Source organism: Mycobacterium sp. Root135 (assembly GCF_001426545.1).
In the GTDB taxonomy this organism is placed as follows: Bacteria; Actinomycetota; Actinomycetes; order Mycobacteriales; family Mycobacteriaceae; genus Mycobacterium.
The window spans coordinates 588,980-611,071 of the sequence record NZ_LMEZ01000006.1 but is presented as its reverse complement, the minus strand read 5'-3'; the positions used below and the strand labels follow the sequence as shown (position 1 = coordinate 611,071).

The 22,092-nt window shown below is 67.5% G+C and carries 21 protein-coding genes; 16 read left to right on the top strand and 5 right to left on the bottom strand.

From position 1 onward, the window contains the following. Positions 1-41 precede the first annotated feature (41 nt). From ASD37_RS19605 to ASD37_RS19550, 12 genes are all read left to right on the top strand, one after another. Positions 42-707 carry a hypothetical protein gene (locus ASD37_RS19605; protein ID WP_056554943.1) on the top strand — a complete coding sequence of 222 codons (666 nt, stop codon included), beginning with the start codon at positions 42-44 and terminating at the stop codon, positions 705-707. Continuing rightward, entirely contained in the window at positions 704-1,951 is a 1,248-nt protein-coding gene (gene otnK, locus ASD37_RS19600; RefSeq protein ID WP_056554940.1) for a 3-oxo-tetronate kinase, read from the top strand. Before ASD37_RS19605 ends, otnK begins: the two co-directional genes overlap by 4 nt. After that, positions 1,951-2,595, top strand: a complete 645-nt coding sequence (gene otnC, locus ASD37_RS19595; protein ID WP_056554937.1) for a 3-oxo-tetronate 4-phosphate decarboxylase — start codon at positions 1,951-1,953, stop codon at positions 2,593-2,595. The genes otnK and otnC overlap by 1 nt, the downstream gene beginning before the upstream one ends. After that, positions 2,592-3,644 (top strand): Ldh family oxidoreductase, encoded by a 1,053-nt coding sequence (locus ASD37_RS19590; protein ID WP_056554932.1) that lies wholly within the window; start codon positions 2,592-2,594, stop codon positions 3,642-3,644. The genes otnC and ASD37_RS19590 overlap by 4 nt, the downstream gene beginning before the upstream one ends. 9 nt (positions 3,645-3,653) lie before the next feature. Further along, positions 3,654-3,989 (top strand): antibiotic biosynthesis monooxygenase, encoded by a 336-nt coding sequence (locus ASD37_RS19585; RefSeq protein ID WP_056554928.1) that lies wholly within the window; start codon positions 3,654-3,656, stop codon positions 3,987-3,989. Continuing rightward, positions 3,986-5,416 carry an NAD-dependent succinate-semialdehyde dehydrogenase gene (locus ASD37_RS19580; RefSeq protein WP_056554925.1) on the top strand — a complete coding sequence of 477 codons (1,431 nt, stop codon included), beginning with the start codon at positions 3,986-3,988 and terminating at the stop codon, positions 5,414-5,416. Before ASD37_RS19585 ends, ASD37_RS19580 begins: the two co-directional genes overlap by 4 nt. A 33-nt stretch (positions 5,417-5,449) precedes the next feature. After that, the gene (locus ASD37_RS19575) at positions 5,450-5,923 is read left to right on the top strand and encodes a cupin domain-containing protein (protein ID WP_056554922.1); all 474 of its coding nucleotides are present in this window, start codon (positions 5,450-5,452) and stop codon (positions 5,921-5,923) included. 153 nt (positions 5,924-6,076) lie between these two features. Then, positions 6,077-6,538 (top strand): single-stranded DNA-binding protein, encoded by a 462-nt coding sequence (gene ssb, locus ASD37_RS19570; protein ID WP_056554919.1) that lies wholly within the window; start codon positions 6,077-6,079, stop codon positions 6,536-6,538. A gap of 69 nt (positions 6,539-6,607) precedes the next feature. Further along, a complete protein-coding gene (gene ettA / locus ASD37_RS19565; protein WP_056554916.1) occupies positions 6,608-8,281 on the top strand; it encodes an energy-dependent translational throttle protein EttA in 1,674 nt (557 codons plus the stop codon). Positions 8,282-8,403: 122 nt separating this feature from the next. After that, positions 8,404-13,278, top strand: coding sequence for an NAD-glutamate dehydrogenase (locus ASD37_RS19560; RefSeq protein ID WP_056554914.1), 4,875 nt, complete (start codon positions 8,404-8,406; stop codon positions 13,276-13,278). Beyond that, entirely contained in the window at positions 13,275-13,688 is a 414-nt protein-coding gene (locus tag ASD37_RS19555) for a thioesterase family protein (protein ID WP_056554911.1), read from the top strand. Before ASD37_RS19560 ends, ASD37_RS19555 begins: the two co-directional genes overlap by 4 nt. 28 nt (positions 13,689-13,716) lie before the next feature. Further along, positions 13,717-14,397 carry a hypothetical protein gene (locus ASD37_RS19550; RefSeq protein ID WP_056554909.1) on the top strand — a complete coding sequence of 227 codons (681 nt, stop codon included), beginning with the start codon at positions 13,717-13,719 and terminating at the stop codon, positions 14,395-14,397. On the opposite strand, the gene ASD37_RS19545 is transcribed toward ASD37_RS19550, so the two are convergent. Next, positions 14,394-14,798, bottom strand: a complete 405-nt coding sequence (locus ASD37_RS19545; protein WP_162253283.1) for a globin — start codon at positions 14,796-14,798, stop codon at positions 14,394-14,396. The two genes, ASD37_RS19550 and ASD37_RS19545, sit on opposite strands and share 4 nt — an antisense overlap. A 143-nt stretch (positions 14,799-14,941) precedes the next feature. On the opposite strand from ASD37_RS19545, the gene ASD37_RS19540 reads away from it, so the two are divergent. The 3 genes from ASD37_RS19540 to ASD37_RS19530 are packed head-to-tail and all read left to right on the top strand — an operon-like array spanning position 14,942 to position 16,328. Further along, complete coding sequence (locus tag ASD37_RS19540) at positions 14,942-15,586, top strand: HNH endonuclease (protein WP_056554906.1); 645 nt, start codon at positions 14,942-14,944, stop codon at positions 15,584-15,586. 51 nt (positions 15,587-15,637) lie between these two features. After that, on the top strand, positions 15,638-15,859 hold the full coding sequence (locus ASD37_RS19535; RefSeq protein WP_056554903.1) for a hypothetical protein: 222 nt from the start codon (positions 15,638-15,640) through the stop codon (positions 15,857-15,859). Continuing rightward, positions 15,846-16,328, top strand: coding sequence for a DUF5130 domain-containing protein (locus ASD37_RS19530; RefSeq protein WP_056554900.1), 483 nt, complete (start codon positions 15,846-15,848; stop codon positions 16,326-16,328). The genes ASD37_RS19535 and ASD37_RS19530 overlap by 14 nt, the downstream gene beginning before the upstream one ends. A 63-nt stretch (positions 16,329-16,391) precedes the next feature. Here ASD37_RS19530 and ASD37_RS32015 read toward each other — a convergent pair whose 3' ends face one another. From ASD37_RS32015 to pepN, 3 genes are all read right to left on the bottom strand, one after another. After that, positions 16,392-16,532, bottom strand: a complete 141-nt coding sequence (locus tag ASD37_RS32015; RefSeq protein WP_200959931.1) for a hypothetical protein — start codon at positions 16,530-16,532, stop codon at positions 16,392-16,394. A gap of 188 nt (positions 16,533-16,720) precedes the next feature. Next, positions 16,721-17,101: an HNH endonuclease gene (locus tag ASD37_RS19525; protein ID WP_056554897.1), complete on the bottom strand. Its 381-nt coding sequence runs from the start codon at positions 17,099-17,101 to the stop codon at positions 16,721-16,723. 88 nt (positions 17,102-17,189) lie between these two features. Continuing rightward, positions 17,190-19,760, bottom strand: coding sequence for an aminopeptidase N (gene pepN / locus ASD37_RS19520; RefSeq protein WP_056555519.1), 2,571 nt, complete (start codon positions 19,758-19,760; stop codon positions 17,190-17,192). A gap of 108 nt (positions 19,761-19,868) precedes the next feature. Here pepN and ASD37_RS19515 point away from each other — a divergent pair, with 108 nt between their 5' ends. Further along, entirely contained in the window at positions 19,869-20,489 is a 621-nt protein-coding gene (locus ASD37_RS19515) for a DsbA family protein (RefSeq protein ID WP_056554894.1), read from the top strand. 35 nt (positions 20,490-20,524) lie between these two features. On the opposite strand, the gene ASD37_RS19510 is transcribed toward ASD37_RS19515, so the two are convergent. Then, entirely contained in the window at positions 20,525-22,090 is a 1,566-nt protein-coding gene (locus ASD37_RS19510; protein ID WP_156720972.1) for a molybdopterin-dependent oxidoreductase, read from the bottom strand. Positions 22,091-22,092 lie beyond the last annotated feature (2 nt).

The following is a 22,092-nucleotide window of genomic DNA, read 5'->3' as shown; positions in this document are numbered from 1 at the left end:
ATCCACTCGGCCGACGTCTTGGCCCTGGTCAGAAAGCACCCATGAATTCTCATCCTCCACTGGTCGCGGTGATCAGCGCTGTCGCCGCTGCGATCCCACCGGCGCGTGCCGCCTTCGACGCGCTCCTCCCGGACGCCACCGTCTGGAACGTGGTCGACGACCGACTCGTCGACGACGCCGACGGTGAGATCACCCCGCGCCTCGCCGCCCGCATGCGACGGCTCATCGATCACGTGGTCGTCGAGGGCGCCGATGCGGTGCTGCTGTCGTGCTCGATGTACGCAGGGGTCGCCCACCGCGTGGACGCCGACGTCTTGATCCCCGTCCACGGTCCCGACGACGGGCTGTTCGGTGCCGTGGCGGCCGGCGGATTCCATCGGATTGCGTTGGTGTCGCCCGCCGCCGATCCGCTCGCCGACTCGTTGGCGCGGATGCGGATGGTCGTCGGAAGTGACGTGACCGTGGTCGGCGTCGTGGCCGATGGCGCGCCCGCCGCCGCGCGTGCCGCGGACGTCGACGCGCTCGTCGACGCCGTCGTCAGCGCGGTGAGTCGCGTGTCGCCGAAGCCCGACGCAGTCGTTCTCGGGCAGTATTCGCTCGCGCCTGCCGCCGCCGGCGTGCAAGCAAGCCTCGGCCTCCCAACGCTGTCCGCACCGGAACATGCGGTGCGCCGGCTGCAGACCTTGGTCACCAGGGACGCGTCGTGATCGGGGCGATCGCCGACGACTTCACCGGCGCCACCGACGTCGCAATCGCCTTCCGGCGTTCCGGCCTGCGTGTCGTGGTGCTGTTCCACGTCGACGACGACACCGAACTACCGGACAATGACGTCACCGTCGTCGCGCTCAAGTCACGCACCATCCCGGCAGCCGACGCCGTCGAACACTCACTGCGCGCGGTGCACTGGCTGCGAGCCAAGGGCGCAACGCAGATCTTCTTCAAGTACTGCTCGACGTTCGACTCGCGCCCGGACGGCAACATCGGTCCGGTCGCAGACGCACTGGCAAGAGCGCTGGGAACCGAACGGACCGTGTTCGTACCGGCCTCGCCGCAGCATCTTCGCACCCAGTACATGGGGCACCTGTTCGTCGACCGGGTCCTGTTGTCGGACTCGCCGATGAAACACCACCCGCTAACCCCGATGACACGGTCCTACCTCCCCGAAGTGCTGCGGGAGCAGACCGCCCACGAGGTAGGCCTGATCGACATCCGCGACGTTCGCGTTGGCTCTCAGCGCATCAGGCACCTGCTCGACGCGGCGGAGCCCTACCTGTTCGTGGACGCTCTCGAGGCCGACGACCTCCGCCTGATCGGTGAAGCCTGCATCGACGACGAGTTGGTAACCGGGGCAGCAGGATTGGCAGCGGGGCTAGGTGCCGCGCACGCTGCCCGCCGGGCCCGGCCTTCCCTGAACGGCCACGTCGACGTGGCCACCGCATTCGGTGCGACAGGTGTCGCGCTGGCCGGCAGTTGCTCCGCGCGAACCATCGAACAGGTTGAACACATGAAGTCCGTCGGACACCCGTGGTGGCGCCTCGACGCGCTGCGCACCCCCGACGCCGTGGTCCTGGCCGAGGACGCACTCGAATGGTTCGACCGACAGCCCCCGGGATCGAGTCCGCTCGTCTACTCGTCGACGCCACCCGACGACCTTCGCCGAGCTCAACGTTCCTTGGGCACCGACACCGCGGCGACGATCCTGGAAACCGCCATGGGGCTGATTGCCCGCGGCTTGGTCGACCGCGGTGTCACTCGTCTCGTCGTCGCGGGCGGCGAGACGTCCGGTGCGGTCGTCACCGCACTCGAGATCTCGGGCGGTGTCATCGGCGAAGAGGCCGCCCCCGGCGTGCCATGGATTCACGTCGCGGACCCACCCGTCGATCTGCTCCTCAAATCGGGGAACTTCGGTGACGTCCAACTGTTGGCCCGCGCCGCGGGGGCGACGGCGTGATGGGGGACCGGTTGCGCGACAGCAGCGTTCGAGACCAGATCGTAGAACTGGGCGCGTCGTTCTTCCGTCGCGGCGTGACGTTTGGGCGCACCGGAAACCTCAGCGCGCTCGACGAGGACGGCGTCATCCTGATGACGCCCACAGGAATCAGCCTCGAACGGTTGCAGCCCGAGGCCCTCTCTCGGGTGGCCCTCGACGGTCGCCACGTCGACGGCCCGCCGCCCACCAAGGAGGCGTTCCTGCACTTGGCCGTCTACCGCGCACGGCCCTCGGCTCGCGCCGTGGTGCACACGCACAGCACCCATACGGTGGCGGTCTCCTGTATGCGAGACGTCGACCACGGCAACGCATTGCCGAATCTCACGGCCTACTACGCGATGCGGGTCGGCAGCCTTCCCTTGCTTCCCTATCACGCACCTGGCGACGGACGGCTCGGCGCGCTCGCCGAACTCACCGCGGTGCGCCACCACGCCCTGCTGCTCGCCAATCACGGAGCCGTCGTGGCGGGTGCCGACCTGGCGTCGGCGGCCGACGCGCTCGAAGAGATCGAGGAGACGGCCAAGTTGTATCTACTGCTGCAGGGACACGCAGTGGCACCCCTGACCAACGACGAAGCCCGACGGCTACAAGGAGTTTCCCAATGAACGGCACCACTACGGCACGGCGCTTTGACGCCGACGATCTCGTCGACCTGGCGGCCCGGATACTCGGCGCCCATGGGGTGCCCACCGACGACGCCCACCTCGTCGCCGAATCCTTGGTGACAGCGGATCTGTGGGGCCACGCGTCCCACGGCCTGCTGCGACTGCCCTGGTATGTCGCCCGAATAGTGTCCGGCGCCATGCGGCCGGGCATTGAGCCCGAGGTCGTGAGTTCCTTTGCCGCCGTAGCGGTTATCGAAGGGCACGACGGCGTCGGCCAGGTCATCACCGACCGCGCGGTCGACCTGGCGGCCCAGGCGTCCCACCAGTACGGGGTCGGAGTGGTGGCCGTACGGAACAGCAACCACTTCGGGACCGCCGCCTACTGGACTCGTCGGCTTGCCGAACGTGGCTGCGTCGGCATCCTGACCACCAACGGCAGTCCGGCCATGGCGCCGTGGGGTGGATTGCAAAAGATGGTCGGCGCGAATCCCTGGTCGATCGCCGTGCCGAGCGGTAGCCATGGGTCGGTGGTTCTCGACATCGCCAACACGGGAGTGGCCCGCGGAAAGGTGTACGCCGCCAAGGAGCGCGGCCAAAAGTTACCCGACGGTTGGGCCGTCGACGCCACCGGCTTGCCGACCAACGATCCTCAAGCCGCGATCGACGGACTCATTTTGCCGATGGCCGGACACAAGGGATATGCGATCTCCTTCATGATGGACGTCCTGTCCGGCGTGCTGACCGGGAGTTCCTTCGCCACCGATGTCGTCGGCCCCTACGTTCCCGACGAGCGCAGCGGCTGCGGCCATCTCGTCATGGCGATCGACATCGCGGCGATCATGCCGCGCACTCAGTTCGAACAACGGATGGATGCGTTGATCGCCACCATGAAGTCCTGCCCCACCGCACAGGGCACCGAGATCCTGATCCCCGGGGAGCTGGAAAGCCTTGCCGCACAACGCGCGGCGGGATCGGTCACCTTGCCCGCCAGCACCGTCGCCGAACTCGACGCCTTGACTGCCGCCGTCGGCGTCACGGCCCTGACCTGAGGAGAATCCATGCACACACTATTCGTCACCCTCGACGTTCACCCCGACAAAGTGGCCGAATTCGTCGAGGTCATGACCGTCAACGCCGCTGCGTCGTTGCGAGACGAGCCAGGATGTCTGGCCTTCGACGTCCATCAGGACCTCGAGACCCCCACCCGGTTCTACCTGTACGAGATCTACACCGACGAAGACGCATTCAGGGTCGCCCACCGCGGCACCCCGCACTACGCCCGCTGGCAGGAGGCCGCCAAGGCGGTCATAGTGCCTGGCGGGCAACACAACACCTTCGCGAGACCGGTCCGCCTGGGCTCGATCGCGGTACCCCATTCGACGTCGACACCATGAAGGCGAGTCCCTTGTCCACGATCACCACCGTCAATCCGGCCACCGGCCAGACGCTTGCGACCTACACCCCGATGAGTGACGCCGACATCGGTGGCGCCCTCGATGCCGCCACTGTCGCGCAGCGACACTGGGCAACCGAGACCTTCGAGCACCGGGCAGACATTCTCCGATCAGCTGCCGCAGAACTGCGCCACCGCAGCAAGGCGCTCGCGTTGCTCGTCACCCGGGAGATGGGCAAGCCGATCGGCGAATCCGAAGCGGAGGTGGAGAAGTGTGCGGTCGGCCTCGAGTACTACGCGGACCACGCGGAGAGCTTCCTTGCCGACGAGCAGGTCGACACCGACGCCGATCGCAGCTGGGTCTCGTATGAGCCGGTGGGTGTCGTCCTGGCCATCATGCCGTGGAACTTCCCGCTATGGCAGGTCTTTCGGTTTGCGGCCCCCGCGCTGATGGCCGGGAACGCCACCCTGCTCAAGCACTCCTCCAACACCACCGGGACGGCCGTCGAGTGTGAGGACGTCCTCAGCGCCGCGGGCCTGCCCCCGGGGCTCTTCACCGCCTTGATCGTGGCCGACTCCGACGTTCCCAGCGTGACCGAGAGGCTGATCTCCGACCCGCGCATCGGAGCAGTGACCATCACCGGAAGTGAAAGGGCCGGGAGCTCCGTGGGATCCATCGCCGGACGCGAGGTCAAGAAATCGGTCCTCGAACTCGGTGGGTCCGACCCGTTCATCGTGCTTGCCGACGCCGACCTGCCGAGGGTCGCCAATCTGGCGGCCCGCGGACGCTTCCTCAACGGCGGCCAGAGCTGCATTTCTCCAAAGCGATTCATCGTCGACGAAGCCGTCGCGCCGGCCTTCACCGAGCTGCTCGTCGAATGCGTCGCCAACCTGACCGTCGGTGATCCCGAAGATCCCGACACGCAGGTCGGCCCCCTGGCTCGATCAGACCTGCGCGACGCCATCGCGCGTCAGGTCGACTCGTCCGTCGCCGCGGGGGCCACCCTGTTGCTCGGGGGCGCCCCGCTGACCGATCGTCCCGGAAACTTCTATGCACCAACGATTCTCGCCAACGTCTCTGCCGGGATGGCAGTTTACGACGAGGAAACCTTCGGCCCCGTTGCCACGATCATCACGGTCAAGGGTGCAGACGAGGCGGTTGCCGTCGCCAACGACACGCCGTTCGGGCTCGGCGCCAGCGTGTGGGGGACCGACGTCGACGCCGCCATCGCCGTGGGGAGGGGGATCCGCTCTGGTGCGTGCTTCGTCAACGCCCTGGTCGCATCCGACGCCCGAATGCCCTTCGGCGGCACCAAGCGCAGCGGTTACGGTCGCGAACTGGCCTCGGCGGGCATTCGCGAATTCGTGAACGTGCGGTCCTGGTGGGCCATGACGAAGCCACTCGACCACGCCCCCGCCTCCGAATGACCACCCTTCCGACCTCTTGAGGAGTTCAACCCGATGACTGACACCACCATCTCGGCAGCGCCCGGACGCCTCGTCACCGACAGCGCGGGGGACGACGGCCGGCCCGCGGTGATCCTGCGCTCCGGTGACATCCCGGCCCGCCAACGCGGCGGCGGCGCCAGCACCATACCCCTGGTGTCGCAGCAGGTCGGATCAACGCAATTCCTCAACGGCATCACGGTATTCGCGCCCGGCGCATCGATCGCCGAGCACATCCACAATTGCGACGAGAACGTCCTCGTCCTCGCGGGATCCGCCGTGGCGCACGTCGACGGGGTCGAGTATCCCGTGACCGCGGGCGACAACTCCTTCATCCCCGCGGGCATCCGCCACTACTTCCACAACACCTCGGCCACCGAGGAGATGCGGATCTTCTGGACCTACGCCTCCATCGACGCCACGCGCACCGTCCTCGCCACCGGTGTCACCACCCGCATCGACGAGGAGCACGGCACCTCGGTCCGCTAACTGCGGTCTTCCTTCATCCACAGTCCGCACTTCATCCACAGGGCGCCCGGCCACTCGCCCGTCGTCGGCACCCCGTGTCGGGGGTCGGACGGTGAATGGTCTCGGGCAGCACGACACGGGCTGTCGAAGGAAGAACCGATGAAGGGAAGCGCAATGTTCGAGACCCCGTTCCACATGGTCGGCACCATCGTCACCGATCCGATCCTCCGCCGCGTCGGCGATCAGCAGGTGTACAAGTTCCGCGTCGCCAGCAACTCGCGCCGTCGCACCGCCGAAGGCAACTGGGAGCCGGGCAACTCCCTGTTCGTCAACGTCAACTGCTGGGGCCGGGTGGTCGACGGCGTCAGCGGGGTGCTGATCAAGGGGGACCCGGTGGTGGTGGTGGGCACCGTCTACACCAGCGAGTACGACGACAAGGAGGGCAACCGGAGGTCCTCGGTCGAGGTGCGAGCCACCGCGGTCGGGCCCGATCTGACGCGCGCCACCGTGCGCATCGAGCAGCGCAAGCGCACGGAGGACGAGGTGGAGCCGAGTGCCGAGCCGACGACCGACGGGGACCCCTCCGACGGCGACGAGGACCCGATCGAAGGCGAGGCCCTGCCACTGACGGCGTAGCCGTAAGCCGTCGCGCCTAGGATGGTCAGCTGAGCGATACCCGCAGACCGGAAAGGCACTACCCAAAGCATGGCTGAGTTCATCTACACGATGAAGAAGGTCCGCAAGGCGCACGGTGACAAGGTCATCTTGGACGACGTCACGCTGAACTTCCTCCCCGGAGCCAAGATCGGCGTCGTCGGTCCCAACGGCGCTGGTAAGTCGAGCGTCCTGAAGATCATGGCCGGCTTGGACAAGGCCAACAATGGTGACGCGTTCCTCGCCACCGGGGCCTCCGTCGGCATCCTCATGCAGGAGCCGCAACTCGACGAGTCCAAGACCGTTCGCGAGAACGTCGAGGAGGGCGTGCCGATCAAGGCGAAGCTCGCCCGGTACAACGAGGTGGCCGAGTTGATGGCCACCGACTACACCGACGAGCTCATGGAAGAGATGGGTCAGCTGCAGGAGGAGCTCGACGCGGCCGACGCGTGGGATCTGGACTCCAAGCTCGAGCAGGCGATGGACGCGCTGCGTTGTCCGCCGCCCGACGAGCCGGTCACCCACCTCTCCGGTGGTGAGAAGCGCCGCGTCGCGCTCTGCAAGCTGCTGCTGTCGGAGCCCGACCTGCTCCTCCTCGACGAGCCCACCAACCACCTCGACGCCGAAAGCGTCCTGTGGCTGGAGCGGCACCTCGCCGACTACAAGGGCGCCATCCTCGCGGTCACCCACGACCGGTACTTCCTGGACAACGTGGCCGAGTGGATCCTCGAGCTCGACCGTGGCCGGGCGTACCCCTACGAGGGCAACTACTCGACCTACCTGGAGAAGAAGGCCGAGCGGCTCGCCGTCCAGGGTCGCAAGGACCAGAAGCTGCAGAAGCGGTTGGTCGAGGAGTTGGCGTGGGTGCGCTCCGGCGCCAAGGCCCGCCAAGCCAAGAACAAGGCGCGCCTGAGCCGGTACGAGGAGATGGCCTCCGAGGCGGAGAAGACGCGCAAGCTCGACTTCGAGGAGATCCAGATCCCGACGGGCCCGCGGTTGGGCAACATCGTCGTGGAGGTGGATCACCTCGACAAGGGCTTCGACGGACGCATCCTGATCAAGGATCTGTCCTTCACGCTGCCCCGCAACGGCATCGTCGGCGTCATCGGTCCCAACGGTGTCGGCAAGACCACGCTGTTCAAGACCATCGTCGGTCTCGAGGATGCCGACAGCGGCATCGTCAAGGTCGGCGAGACCGTCAAGCTCAGCTACGTCGACCAGAACCGCGGCGGCATCGACCCCAAGAAGAACGTCTGGGAGGTCGTGTCCGACGGACTCGACTACATCGAGGTCGGGCAGAACGAGGTGCCGTCGCGTGCATACGTGTCCGCGTTCGGCTTCAAGGGACCCGATCAGCAGAAGCCGGCCGGGGTGCTCTCCGGTGGTGAGCGCAACCGGTTGAACCTCGCGCTGACCCTCAAGGAGGGCGGCAACCTGATCCTGCTCGACGAGCCGACCAACGACCTGGACATCGAAACCCTCAGCTCGCTGGAGAACGCGCTTCAGCAGTTCCCCGGGTGCGCGGTGGTCATCTCGCACGACCGGTGGTTCCTCGATCGCACCTGCACCCACATCCTGGCGTGGGAGGGCGACGACGACAACGAGGCCAAGTGGTTCTGGTTCGAGGGCAACTTCGGCGGCTACGAGGAAAACAAGCTTTCGCGGCTGGGTGCGGATGCTGCTCGCCCGCACCGGGTTACTCACCGCAGGCTGACCCGCGACTGATCTGACGGGGTTGAACCGCGTCGACGCCACGGGCAACTAGTGTCGAATCCGCGGGCCACTTGGCCGCTTCGGCGACCACATCCAACGGCGGACGGCACGCGCGTGAGGCAGGAGCGTTCGGTATGACGACGGTTAATCCTGGTGTTCCAGGAAGACAACGCAGCGACGGATCGGCGGTGATCGACACGGCTCCCGGCAGTTCCATCGCCGAGGCCTACGTCGCGACCCACCAAAGCCCGCAGGGTGACGCACCCGCCGTCGACGCCGCGCTGACGATTCCGGTCGACGCCGCCGGGACCGTGTCACCGGCGCTGCTCGCGGCCCACGGGATGGTCGGGCAGCAGCGCGCCACCGGCGACACGAAGGTCGCGGTGCACGCGTCCGACGATCCCAGCGGAATCGGCCCCGCGATCCAGATCGTCACCGACCAAAGCGGGATGCTGACCGACACCGTGACGGTGCTCCTGCATCGTCTCGGCGTCGCCTACACCGCGATCATGAACCCGGTGTTCCGCGTCCGCCGCGACCCGGCGGGGGGACTGCTGGACGTCCACCCCGTCAACGCGCCCGACGCCCCGAGGGACGGCGTCGACGAGGCCTGGATTCACGTTCAACTCTCGCCGACCGCGGATCCCAAGGCCGTCGCCGAAGCCGTCGAGCTTCTGCCAAGCGTGCTCGGCGACGCCCGGCAGGTGGAACTCGATTCGGCCGCGCTGGACGCTGCGTTGGTCGTGTTGGCCAGCCAGTTGGATTCGGACCGCAAGGGCCACTTCCCGTCGTATGACCGTCGCGACGTGGCAGCGCTGTTGCGCTGGCTCGCCGACGGACACTTCGTGCTGCTGGGCTACCAGCGCTGCTCGGTGGAGGACGGGACGGCCACCGTCGACCCGACCAGCCGGCTCGGTGTACTGCGGCTGCGCACCGACGTGTTGCCGCAGCTGACGGAGCAGGACGACCTGTTGGTGCTGGCGCAGGCGACCATGCCCAGCTACCTGCGCTACGGCGCCCACCCTCACATCGTGGTGGTCCGCGAGACGATGCCCGGCCAGGACGCCGCCGTCGAGCATCGGTTCGTCGGCTTGTTCACCGTTGCCGCGTCGAATTCGAACGTCCTCGAAATTCCGCTGATCTCGCGTCGCGTCCGGGAGGCGTTGGCGCTGTCGCACGGCGACAACAACCACCCCGGTCCGCTGACGTTGGACATCATCCAGACGATCCCGCGTTCCGAGCTGTTCTCTCTCAGTGCCCAGCAACTGTTGGACATGGCCAACGCGGTGGTCGACCTCGGCTCCCGCCGCCGGGCGCTGCTGTTCTTGCGGACCGACCAGCTGTCCCACTTCGTGTCCTGCCTGGTGTACCTGCCGCGTGATCGGTACACCACGGTGGTGCGCCTGGAGATGCAGGACATCCTCGTCCGCGAGTTGGGTGGCGAGAGCCTTGAGTACACCGCGCGGGTCAGCGAATCACCTTGGGCGGTAGTGCACTTCACCGTTCGACTGCCCGACGACAGCAAGCCCGAAGACGTCGACACGTCCGAGGAAGCCGAGACCAGGATCCAGAATCTGTTGACCGAGGCGGCCCGCACCTGGGGTGACCGGTTGATGGGGGCTGTCCCGACGGGTGCGATCTCCCGTGCCGACGCCGAGCACTACGCGGCGGCGTTTCCCGAGGTCTACCGGCAGGCGTTCACCCCTCACGACGCCATCGGCGACATCGCGATCATCGAACAGCTGCAAGACAATTCGGTCAAGCTCGTCTTCGCCGACGGCGGAGAAGGGCAGCCCGCCAACCTCACCTGGTACCTCGCCGGCCGATCCGCGTCGCTGAGCGTGCTGTTGCCGATGCTGCAGTGCATGGGCGTCGTCGTGCTCGAGGAACGGCCGTTCTACGTCAACCGCGCCGACGGCATGCCGGTGTGGATCTACCAGTTCAAGATCTCGCCGCAGAAGTCGATCCGCGAGGAAGACGACGCCGTCGAACGCGAAGCCACCGCCATGCGGTTCGCCGACACGGTGACCGCGATCTGGCACGGCCGGGTGGAGATCGACCGCTTCAACGAACTGGTCATGCGCGCCGGTCTGACCTGGCAGCAGGTCACCGTTCTCCGCAGTTACGCAAAGTACTTGCGGCAGGCGGGTTTTCCCTACAGCCAGTCCCACATCGAGACGGTCGTCAACGACAACCCGGCGACGGCCCGCGCACTCGTCGAACTGTTCGAGGCGCTCTTCGATCCGGACGACGCGCAGTCGGAGTCGGGGGAGAAGAAGCGCGACGCGTCGGCGGCGGCCACCGCGGTCGCGGTCGGCATCGACGCACTGGTCAGCCTCGACACCGACCGGGTGCTGCGCGCGTTCGCGTCGATGATCCAGGCGACGCTGCGTACCAACTACTTCGTCACCAGCCCGGCCTCCGCGCGCAGCCAGGACGTGCTGTCGATCAAGGTGAATCCGGGACTCATCGACGAATTACCCTTGCCGCGACCGAGATACGAGATCTTCGTGTACTCGCCGCGGGTCGAGGGCGTCCACCTGCGGTTCGGAAACGTCGCCCGCGGCGGCCTCCGCTGGTCGGACCGCCGTGAAGACTTCCGCACCGAGATCCTCGGCCTGGTCAAGGCGCAGGCCGTCAAGAACGCCGTCATCGTGCCCGTCGGCGCCAAGGGCGGTTTCGTGGTGAAGAACCCGCCGGCGCCCACCGGTGACGCCGCCGCCGACCGCGACACCTTCCGCAACGAGGGCGTCGCCTGCTACCGGCTGTTCATCTCCGGCCTGTTGGACGTCACCGACAACGTCGACACGGCCACCGGCGCCGTCACCACCCCGGCGGGTGTGGTGCGACGCGACGGCGACGACGCCTATCTGGTCGTCGCCGCCGACAAGGGCACCGCGACGTTCTCCGACATCGCCAACGACGTCGCCAAGTCCTACGGATTCTGGCTCGGTGACGCGTTCGCCTCCGGTGGGTCGGTTGGCTACGACCACAAGGCGATGGGCATCACCGCCAAGGGTGCGTGGGAGTCGGTGAAGCGACACTTCCGCGAGATGGGCGTCGACACCCAGACCGAGGACTTCACGGTCGTCGGTGTCGGCGACATGAGCGGCGACGTGTTCGGCAACGGCATGTTGCTGTCCAAGCACATTCGCCTCGTCGCCGCGTTCGACCACCGCCACGTGTTCCTCGACCCGAACCCCGACGCGGCGACCTCGTGGGTGGAACGCGAGCGGATGTTCGCGTTGCCGCGCTCCAGTTGGGACGATTACGACCGCAGCCTGATCAGCGAGGGCGGCGGCGTGTACAGCCGGGAACACAAGTCGATCCCGATCAGCCCGCAGGTTCGCGAGGCACTTGGCCTCGACGACGGCGTCGAGGAGATGACGCCGCCCGCGTTGATGAAGGCGATTCTGCAGGCGCCCGTCGACCTGTTCTGGAACGGCGGCATCGGCACCTACGTCAAGGCCGAGTCCGAGTCGGACGCCGACGTCGGCGACCGAGCCAACGACGCCGTCCGTGTCAACGCAAACCAGATGCGCGCCAAGGTGATCGGCGAAGGTGGCAACCTCGGCGTGACGCAGCGCGGCCGTATCGAGTTCGAGCTCAGCGGCGGGCACGTGAACACCGACGCGCTCGACAACTCCGCAGGCGTGGACTGCTCCGACCACGAGGTCAACATCAAGATCCTCGTCGACTCACTCGTCACCGGAGGGCAGGTGAGCGCCGAGGAGCGCACGCCGCTGCTGATGTCGATGACCGACGAGGTCGGCGCACTCGTGTTGCAGGACAACGCCGCTCAGAACGATCTGATGGGCACCAGCCGGGCCAACGCGGCGGGTCTGCTGACCGTGCACGCCCGCCAAATCAAGGGTTTGGTCGCCGAGACGGGACTCAACCGCGAGCTGGAGGCACTGCCGGCCGACAAGGAAGTCCGCAGGCGCATCGAGGCGGGGCTGGGTCTGACGTCGCCCGAGCTGTCGACGCTGATGGCGTACGTGAAGCTGGCGCTGAAGGACCAGCTCCTCGGCAGCGAGCTGCCCGACCAAGAGGTCTTCGCCGCGCGGCTGCCCGAGTACTTCCCGCATCAGCTGCGCGACCGGTTCGGCCCCGAGATCCGCACCCATCAGCTTCGTCGGGAGATCGTCACGACGATGCTCGTCAACGACTTGGTCGACACCGGGGGGATCAGCTACGCCTACCGCGTCGCCGAGGACGTCGGCGTCGGGCCGGTCGACGCGGTGCGCGCCTACGTGGCCACCGACGAGATCTTCCAGGTCGGCGAGGTCTGGCGGCAGATCAGGGCCGCGGGTAACGCAGGGGTGGCCGTCGCCGTTACCGACCGGATGACGCTCGACCTGCGTCGCCTGATCGACCGCGCCGGACGCTGGTTGCTCAACTACCGTCCGCAGCCGCTGGCGGTCGGCGCGGAGGTGAATCGCTTCGCGGCGAAGGTGGCGGACCTGACGCCGCGGATGTCGGAGTGGTTGCGTGGCGACGACCTCGCCATCGTGGCCAAGGACTCCGGAGAGTTCATGGCCCAGGGCGTTTCCGAGGACCTGGCGACGATGGTGGCGACCGGGCTGTACCAGTACAGCCTGCTCGACGTCATCGACATCTCCGACATCGTCGAGCGGGACGCCGTCGAAGTGGCCGACACGTACTTCACGTTGATGGATCACCTGGGCATCGACCCCTTGCTCACCGCGATCTCGCAACTGGCTCGCGACGATCGCTGGCATTCCTTGGCGCGCTTGGCGATTCGCGACGACATCTACGGCTCGCTCCGGGCTCTGACCTTCGACGTCCTCGCCGTCGGTGAACCCGACGAGACGGGCGAGCAGAAGATCGAGGAGTGGGAGCTGTCCAACAGCTCACGGCTGGCGCGGGCGCGGCGCACGCTCAGTGAGATCAAGGAAGACGGCGAGAAGGATCTGGCGACGTTGTCGGTGGCGGCGCGTCAGCTCCGCAGCATGACCAGGACGAGCGGAACGGGATCGACCGGGTGACGGAAAGATGGGTTTCTCCAGTGCCGGTGCGCTGGAGTGACATCGACATGTACCAGCACGTCAACCACGGCACCATGGTGACGATCCTCGAAGAGGCGCGCGTGCCGTTCCTCACCGAGCCGTTCGCCAACGACTTCGACACCATCGGACTGCTCATCGCCGAGGTGCGCGTGATCTACAAGGGGCAGCTGCGGCTCGCGGATTCGCCTCTGCAGGTGACGATTTGGGTCAAGCGCTTGCGCGCGGTCGACTTCACCCTCGGCTACGAGGTGCGGTCGGCGCTGGCCGACCCCGACTCCAAGCCTGCGGTCATCGGCGAATCGCAGCTGGCCGCGTTCCACATCGAGGAGCAGCGGCTGGTCCGGTTGGCGCCGCACCATAGGGACTACCTCCAGCGCTATCAGCGATGAGCGCTTGCGCGAAGAGCAGAGTGGCCCGATGAGCACGAGCGAACGTGGCTTGTGGCTCGACGACGTCGCCCACCGGGAAGACTTGGCGACCTTCGTCGACCGGGCGATGCGACTCGACGACGCCAGCGTCATCCGCCTGCGGCAGCGGTCGGAGGGCCAGGTCGTCGCTTGGCTGGCAACGGGTTTCGACGTGCTGGCGAGCCGAGTCGTCGGTGGGCGCGTGAACCCGGCGGACCTGTCGGTAGGGGCCGACGCGTTGGCGTCGGCGCTTCCGTCGATGGATCAGTCCGGTTTCGTCGACCCCGGTTTTGCGATGGACTCCGCGTGGCGCGGAATGCTGCCGCCGGAGTCGGGTTTCGTCCACCTCGACGACGTGCCGGCCCGGGCGGTGCTCGACCTCGCGCAGCGCGGTGTGGCGTTGGCCAAGGAGTACGGCAGTGCCCACGGCCCGCCGGCGTCGTTGCTGGACCAGGAAGTCGTGGCCGTCAGCTCCGGTGACACTAGCGTCGGGATCCCGATGCGATGCGTATTCGCCTTGACGGCAATGGGTTTCCTGCCGCAGGCGGCGACCACCGACCAGTTCGCCCCCGAGTCCGTCGCGGCCGACGAAGTGGTGCGGGTCCGCGTCCTACCGACGTGGTTGCGGGTCGACGCCCGCTTCGGAACCGTCTACCGCCGCCGCGGCGACCCCGCCGTCGTCCTGCGCTAGAACGGCGAGTTGACCATCGACTGCGCGGCCATCTCCAGGTAGTTCAGCAGCACCTGGCGGTGCGCGGCGTCGAGGATTCGCGAGTCCACCTCGGCAACCGCGGTGTGCATGCAGCGCAGCCAGGCGTCGCGTTCCAGCGGGCCCACCTTGAACGGCGCGTGCCGCATCCGCAGCCGGGGATGCCCCCTCTGGTCGGAGTAGGTCCGCGGGCCGCCCCAGTACTGCTCGAGGAACATCCGCAGTCGCTCTTCGGCGCCGTCGAGATCGTCCTCGGGGTACAGCGGTCGCAGAATCTCGTCCTCGCGGACCAGTTGGTAGAACGTCGACACGATGGCTCGGAACGTCTCGGCGCCGCCGACTTCGTCGTAGAACGACGTGGGTTGTTCCGTCACGTGCTCCATTGTCCCTTCTCGCCGCGTGAGCGTCCGCGACGGGGGACCGGCACGGCGCCGTCACTGGATGTTCATTGGAGTGACCTGCGAACACCGCCCAAATTGCCGTGCGATCGGCGGCGATCCGTGGTGCACTATCACTCGGAGGACCTATGTCGCAGCGAAGGAAGAGCCGCGGGCATCTGACCGCGGCCAGTTCATCTGGCGCCTCGGTGCTTGCTGCGCAGACCTTGCCCCTCCCCGGCGTCGATGCGCGCCCACCGGTCACCGACGGCAGTGTCTGGGGTCGCCGCAGGGTGCTCCTGCTGAATTCGACGTATGAGCCGCTTGCCGCGCTGCCTGCCCGTCGCGCCGTGGTCATGCTGCTGTGCGGCAAGGCTGACGTGGTGCACGCCGACCCCGGTGGCCCGGTGATCCACTCGGCAACGCGCGCCATCACGGTGCCCTCGGTGATTCGACTGCGGTCCTTCGTGCGGGTGCCGTACCGGGCCCGGGTGCCGATGACCAGGGCGGCCCTCATGCACCGTGACCGCTTCCGGTGCGCGTACTGCGGGTCCAAGGCCGACACCGTCGACCACGTGGTGCCGCGCAGCCGCGGTGGCGCGCATACGTGGGAGAACTGCGTGGCGGCCTGCGCCGGGTGCAACCACAAGAAGGCGGACCGGCTGCTCACCGAATTGGGGTGGGCGCTGCGTTCGACACCCCTTCCGCCGAAGGGTCAGCACTGGCGGCTGTTGTCGTCGATCAAGGAACTCGATCCGGCGTGGGTGCGGTATCTGGGTGAGGGAGCGGCCTGAGTGGGCAGCCCTAGTGGGTTCGCGCGTGAGTATTGAGATACGGTTTGCGACGTGAGCACAGCACTTACGCATTCGCTGCTCGGCGGGGTCCCGCTGCTACTGGCCCTGGTTCTGGCTGCCTTGATCTTCCGGCGCAAGGGCCCGCACCCAGCGACGTACACGTTGACCGACGAGTGGACCCACGAGCCGATTCTGTGGGCCTCCGACGAACCGGCCGATCACGGCCACGGATCGCATCTGACGGTGGGGGGTGGCGCAAGTGGCAAGTGGTAGCGATCATTCGACCGAGGTCGCGAAGCGGGAGTCCGAGGTACTGCCCTACGGCTATGCCTACACCTCGAGCGGCCGCATCTCCGGCGTCACCGAGCCCGGTGAGCTGTCGGTGCATTACCCGTTCCCCGTCAAGGACCTCGTCGTCCTCGACGACGCGTTGAAGTACGGCTCGCGGGCGGCCAAGGCTCGCTTCGCGGTCTACGTGGGCGGGCTCGGCGCTGACACCGCGGCCACCGCGCGCGAGATCCTGGCCAAGGTGCCGACGCCGGACAATGCCGTGCTGCTGGCCGTCTCCCCGAACCAGAAGGCCATCGAAGTGGTCTACGGGTCCGAGGTGAAGGGCCGTGGCATCGAAGAAGCCGCCCCGCTCGGCGTCTCGGCAGCTGCCGCGTCGTTCCGGGAGGGAAACCTGATCGACGGGCTGATCAGCGCCGTGCGCGTTCTCAGCGCCGGCGTCTCACCCCGCTAAAACGCTTTAAAAACGACGAAAGCCGGTGACCTTCTGGTCACCGGCTTCTGCGTTGTGTCTGCGTCAGTTGGTCTCGTCGTAGCGCTGCGCAATGGCGAGCAGCTCTTCGCGGACGGTCGAATCGGGGAGTGCGTTGATCCGCGCGTAGAGGCGGCGACGGTTCATCGAGCGGGTCAGCTCGGCACGAAGACGTGGGAATGGCATGGTGGTGCTCCTTCGTTGTGCCCTGGATCACAGGGCAGGGGTTGCTGTGTGGCCGCCAACACGGGGATCACCCCCGCTGGCAGGCCCCCTAATCGTCCATGTTAAATCCACGTAAATCAAACTCTGACGTGTGATGTTGCGCTCACCGAAGGACTCGGCGCAGGCATCGACGGCGCGCGTCGAACCGCCTAGATCGACGTGACGTCGTCCGCAGATAGATTTGCTGCAGAGCTGACGAGCTCGGCTCGGATGCGGACGTACCGCTCGAGAAAGGCCCGCTCGTCGAGCCGCTTGCGGCGCAGCCAGGCGGTCACTTCGTCGTTGCACTTGCTGGCGTTGCACGCCGCGCACGCGGGCACCACGTTGTCGAGGGTGTACCGCCCGCCGCGGGAGATGGCCATGACGCAGTCGCGCTGCAGCGGACGATCGGAGGCCCCGCAGTAGGCGCAGCCGTCCCAGAGGGCCCTGATCGCCGCCCATTCCTCGGTGGTCAGGTCGTTGACGACGGCCTTCACGCGCCGCGTGCGCCTGCGCGCTGCCCGCGCCCTCCGGCTGTTGGTACCCGCCATCGCAACATCATGAGGCGTGAGCGTGCGCGAACTCCGACACCGCCGCGGCGTGTTGCCCGCAGACGCGCACGCTCGCCGAAAAGGGCGGTTAGGACGCGTCGAACGCGCGCGCCCTCAGTGCCCGCTCGACGCCGGCGCGGCCCTCGATGACCAACCGGCGCAGCGCTGGCGGGATCTCACCGGCCAGGAAGCGGTCGGCCGCGTCCAGGCCTTCCTGGCTGACGTCCGAGGACGGGTACAGGCCGATGACGACCGTTTGGGCCACCTCGCTGGACCGTCGCTCCCACACCCCGAGGATCGCGTCGAAGTACTTCTCGCCGAACGGCTTCAGCAGCGCGGCCTGGCCGGGCTGCACGAAACCGCTCACGATCGCGCGGGTGGTGATGTTGGCCAACGTGTCGTCCTCGATGACCTGCTGCCACGCCGCGTCCTTCACGGCCGCCTGCGGGCGGGCGGCCGAGGCTGCCGCCGCGTTGCGGCGTCCCGCGGCGGTGGGGTCCCGCTGTGCCTCCGCGTCGATGAACGGAGTGTCGGTGCCGTGCTCGTCGACGTCGCCGCCGGCGGCCAGCGCGGTCACGATGCGCCACCTCAGGTCGGTGTCGACGGTCAGGCCCGGCAGCTCCAACTCGGCGGGGTCGGTGTCGAGGAGGGCCGCCAGCACGGCGGTGTGCCGCAGCGACAACGCCGAGGTGCACAGCGCGTTGACGTACGCCAGCTGGAAGTCCGAGCCCGCCTCGGCAGCCCGTGCCAGCTCCAGGAGGCGGTCGGCGAACGCCGGCCAGCCCTGCGAGCACGCCCAGTCCGGATCGGCGTACGCGTTGAGCGCGGTCTGCGCCTGCAGCAGGAGGCGTTGCGCCACACCGACTTCGGTTTCGGCGTGCACGCCGCCCTTGACGAGCTCGACGAAGTCGCGGGCCTTCATCTCGGCCTCGCGGGTCATCTCCCATGCCGCCGACCACGCGAGAGTGCGGGGGAGGGAGTCGGCGATGTCGGCGATGCGGGTCAACACCGTCTGCAGCGACACCGGGTCAAGGCGCAAGGAGCAGTACGTCAGGTCGTCGTCGTTGACCAGGATCAGCTGGCCCCGCGACACGCCCTGCAGCGCGGGCACGTCGGTGCTCGAACCCTCGACGTCGAGTTCCTCGCGGTGGGTGCGCACCAACTTGCCCGAGCCGTCGTCGTCGTAGATGCCGACGGCCAGGCGGTGGACGCGGGTCTCGCCGGCGCCGGGTGCCGCGCCGCTCTGGTCGATCGCGAACCGGGTGAACGTGCCGTCGCCGTCGACGTCGAAGTTGGCCCGCAACGTGTTCAGGCCGGTGGTCTTGAGCCACTGCTGGCCCCAGTGCGACAGGTCGCGTCCTGACGACTTCTCCAGCGCACCAAGCAGATCCCCGAACGTGGCGTTGGCGAAGGCGTGGTCGCGGAAGTAGTCCCGCAGGCCCGCCAGGAACGCCTCGAGGCCAACGTATGCGACGAGTTGCTTGAGGACGCTGGCGCCCTTGGCGTAGGTGATGCCGTCGAAGTTGACCTCGACGGCGTGCAGGTCGGGGATGTCGGCGGCGACCGGATGGGTCGACGGCAACTGGTCCTGGCGGTAGGCCCACGACTTCTCGACGTTGGCGAACGTGGTCCACGCGGCCTTGTATTCGGTTGCCTCGCTTTGGCACAGCACCGAGGCGAAGGTGGCGAAGGACTCGTTGAGCCACAGGTCGTCCCACCACTGCATGGTGACCAGGTCGCCGAACCACATGTGCGCCATCTCGTGCAGCACCGTCTCGGCGCGGCGTTCGTAGCTGTAGCGCGTCACCTTCGACCGGAAGACGTAGTCCTCGAGGAACGTCACGGCGCCGGCGTTCTCCATGGCGCCGGCGTTGAACTCCGGGACGAACAGCTGGTCGTACTTGCCGAATGCGTATGGCACGCCGAAGTTCTGGTGGTAGAAGCCGAAGCCCTGCTTGGTCTCGGTGAACAGGCGCTCGGCGTCCATGTACTCGGCCAGCGAGCCGCGGCAGAAGATGCCGAGCGGGATGTCGCCGTGCTCGTCGGAGTACACGTCGTCCCAGCGGGCGTACGGACCGGCGATGAGGGCGACGAGGTAGGTGCTCATCCGCGGGGTGGTCGCAAAGGTGTGCACACCGTTCTCTACCGAGACCGTCGCGCCGTTGGAGATGACCTGCCAATGCGCGGGCGCGGTGACCGACACGTCGAAGGTGGCCTTGAGGTCCGGCTGGTCGAAGCACGCGAACATCCGCTTGGCGTCGGCGGTTTCGAACTGCGAGTACAGGTACACCTCGTCGTCGACCGGGTCGACGAACCGGTGCAGGCCTTCGCCGGTGTTGGAGTAGCGGCAATCCGCCTCGACGACGACGACGTTGTGTTCGGCCAAGCCGACCAACGGGACGCCCGTGGACTCGTCGTAGCCGGAGACGTCGATCGCCTCACCGTTGAGCGTCGCGCTGCGGACGGTTCCTGCCGCCACGTCGACGACGGTGTCCGAGCCGGCGAGCGCGTCGAAGGTGATGGTGGTCGTCGACCGGAAGGTGTTCTCGCCGGGCGCGCCTGCCCCGTCGGTCAGATCGAGCACGATCCGGTAGTTGTCAACGGTGACGAGCGCCGCGCGCTCGGCCGCCTGGTCGCGAGTGAGGTTGGGAAGTGCCACGTCGGCCAAGCCTAGACGTAGTTCGGGAACACGGGCAGGGCGTGCATAGTTGTGCTGAACGGAGCTGTGCCCAGATCTGACCCGTACCCCTGCCGAGAGGATTCGATGATGGCCAAGAAGGATGTCGCCGGTTTCTGGTTCGACCCCCTGTGCCCCTGGTGCTGGATCACGTCACGCTGGATCCTCGAGGTTCAGAAGGTCCGCGACATCGAGGTCGAATTCCACGTGATGAGCCTCGCCGTGCTCAACGAGGGACGCGACCTGCCCGACGAGTATCAAGAGATGATGAAGAAGGCCTGGGGCCCGGTGCGTGTCGCGATCGCGGCCGAACAGGCCAAGGGCAGTGAGATTCTCAGCCCGCTGTACACCGCGATGGGCACCAAGATCCACAACCAGGGCTACCGCGAGACCGACCCCGACTTCGAGCGGGTCATCGCCGAGTCGCTCGAGGAGGTCGGGTTGCCCGCCGAGCTGGCCGAGGCGGCCACCAGCGACAAGTTCGACGAGGCGCTCCGCAAGAGCCACCACGCGGGCATGGACGCGGTCGGCGACGACGTCGGCACGCCGACGATCCACGTCAACGGCGTCGCGTTCTTCGGGCCCGTGCTCTCGCGCATCCCGCGTGGCGAGGAAGCCGGCAAGCTGTGGGACGCCTCGGTGATCTTCGCCGCGTACCCGCACTTCTTCGAGCTGAAGCGCTCCCGCAACGAGTCACCCGAGTTCGACTGAGCTGACCTCGACGGGGCTGGTCAGGCGGGGTCTGATTACGCGACGGTGAAGATCATCGACTGCCAGCCCGTCGAGCCGTCCGGCACCGGGCCGGGGTTGATCAACCGCAGGCGTTCCTCGGCCTGCATCACGCCGTCGCCGTCGTAGGCGCGTGACGTCACGGTGTGTTGGCCGGGGGACAGGGGCGTCGTCAGTTTGAACATCCGCCAGGTGTTGCGGTTGACCTCGGTGCTTAGTTCGGCTGGCTGCCAGTCGCCCCCGTCGACGCGTAATTCGACGCGGCTGATGCCCCGGCCTTGCGCCCACGCGGTGCCCGCGACGGTGACCTGGGGACCGGACACCTGCTGGAAGGCCGTCGGTGCGTCGATGCGCGACGAGATCTTGATCGGCACGACGCCCGGGGGTTGGCCGTCCCAGCCGCGCTCGACCCAATAGGGCTTGACGTCGTAGGTGGCCAGTTCCAGTTCGGTGAGCCACTTGGTGGCCGACACGTACCCGTAGAGCCCGGGGACGACGGTCCGCATCGGGAAGCCGTGTTCGGGAAGCAGTGCCTCGCGGTTCATCCCGATCGCGAGCATGGCCTGCTTGCCGGTCGCGCGGAGCATGTCCAGCGGCGTGCCGAGGGTGAAGCCGTCGACCGAATGGCCGACCACCTGCTGGGCCCCGCTCTGGATGCCGGCCCGGTCCAGCAGGTCCAGCAGTGGCACCCCGATGAAGGTTCCGGTCGAGACGTAGGGTCCGCCCACCTCGTTGGACACGCACGTCATCGTGATCGTCTGCTCGGTCAGCGGCATGGATCGGATCTCGTCGAAGGTGAACTCGAGCGGCTCGTCGACCAGGCCGGTGATGCGCAGCGTGGCATCCTCGGCGCGTAGCTGCGGTACCTCCAGGTTGATGTCGATTCGGTAGAAGTCCGCGGCAGGGGTTAGGAACGTCGGAGTGCCCAGTTCGGGGAACGCGGCGCCAGGGGGGATCGGGGGTGCCGGTGTGGTCGGCACCAGCTCGCCGACCGCCTGTCGTGACGCGGTGACGTCGACCCGGCGCGCCAAGGCGATGCCGCCGGCCCCTGCGACGACGGCGCCTACCGCCGCTGCGACGGAGCTCAACAGGAAACGGCGTCGCCCCAACGTCTTTCGCGGTGCGTCGGCGGTGGCGGGCGGTCGGGCGCGGCGGTGCAGCCACCAGAACGCGCCAACCCCGGCCACCAGTGAGGCTGCGGGGGCCAGGAGCCCGAGGGCTCCGATCGACTGTTCGTGCACCGCCAGTGCCCCGACTAAGCCGATGACGACGATGGCCACCAGACCGGGAATCGCGCTGCGGCGTGACGCCAGCCCAAGCACCACCCCGACCAGGGCCAACACGACGGCCATGCCGATCAGCAGCGCCGGCTTGTCGTTGGTACCGAAGTTCTCGACTGCGAAGTTCTTGACCGGGGTGGGGGTCCGGTCGATGGCTGCGTTGCCCACCGCGAAGAAGGGTGACGCCGCGGGGGTCAGCAGCAACCCCGCGACCAGGTGTCCCGCCCCGAGCGCGGCGAGGACGGCGAGCACCCCGGCGGTTGCGGCGCGGACGGCCGGGAGGCGCGGGGTCGGGGAGGTCATGG

Bases quoted from the DNA above. Each gene is read 5' to 3' on its own strand.
- ASD37_RS19605 (WP_056554943.1), top strand. From the start codon at position 42: ATGAATTCTCATCCTCCACTGGTCGCGGTGATCAGCGCTGTCGCCGCT.
- otnC (WP_056554937.1), top strand. From the start codon at position 1,951: ATGGGGGACCGGTTGCGCGACAGCAGCGTTCGAGACCAGATCGTAGAA.
- ASD37_RS19590 (WP_056554932.1), top strand. From the start codon at position 2,592: ATGAACGGCACCACTACGGCACGGCGCTTTGACGCCGACGATCTCGTC.
- ASD37_RS19585 (WP_056554928.1), top strand. From the start codon at position 3,654: ATGCACACACTATTCGTCACCCTCGACGTTCACCCCGACAAAGTGGCC.
- ASD37_RS19580 (WP_056554925.1), top strand. From the start codon at position 3,986: ATGAAGGCGAGTCCCTTGTCCACGATCACCACCGTCAATCCGGCCACC.
- ASD37_RS19575 (WP_056554922.1), top strand. From the start codon at position 5,450: ATGACTGACACCACCATCTCGGCAGCGCCCGGACGCCTCGTCACCGAC.
- ssb (WP_056554919.1), top strand. From the start codon at position 6,077: ATGTTCGAGACCCCGTTCCACATGGTCGGCACCATCGTCACCGATCCG.
- ettA (WP_056554916.1), top strand. From the start codon at position 6,608: ATGGCTGAGTTCATCTACACGATGAAGAAGGTCCGCAAGGCGCACGGT.
- ASD37_RS19560 (WP_056554914.1), top strand. From the start codon at position 8,404: ATGACGACGGTTAATCCTGGTGTTCCAGGAAGACAACGCAGCGACGGA.
- ASD37_RS19550 (WP_056554909.1), top strand. From the start codon at position 13,717: ATGAGCACGAGCGAACGTGGCTTGTGGCTCGACGACGTCGCCCACCGG.
- ASD37_RS19545 (WP_162253283.1), bottom strand. From the start codon at position 14,798: ATGGAGCACGTGACGGAACAACCCACGTCGTTCTACGACGAAGTCGGC.
- ASD37_RS19540 (WP_056554906.1), top strand. From the start codon at position 14,942: ATGTCGCAGCGAAGGAAGAGCCGCGGGCATCTGACCGCGGCCAGTTCA.
- ASD37_RS32015 (WP_200959931.1), bottom strand. From the start codon at position 16,532: ATGCCATTCCCACGTCTTCGTGCCGAGCTGACCCGCTCGATGAACCGT.
- ASD37_RS19525 (WP_056554897.1), bottom strand. From the start codon at position 17,101: ATGGCGGGTACCAACAGCCGGAGGGCGCGGGCAGCGCGCAGGCGCACG.
- ASD37_RS19515 (WP_056554894.1), top strand. From the start codon at position 19,869: ATGGCCAAGAAGGATGTCGCCGGTTTCTGGTTCGACCCCCTGTGCCCC.
- ASD37_RS19510 (WP_156720972.1), bottom strand. From the start codon at position 22,090: ATGACCTCCCCGACCCCGCGCCTCCCGGCCGTCCGCGCCGCAACCGCC.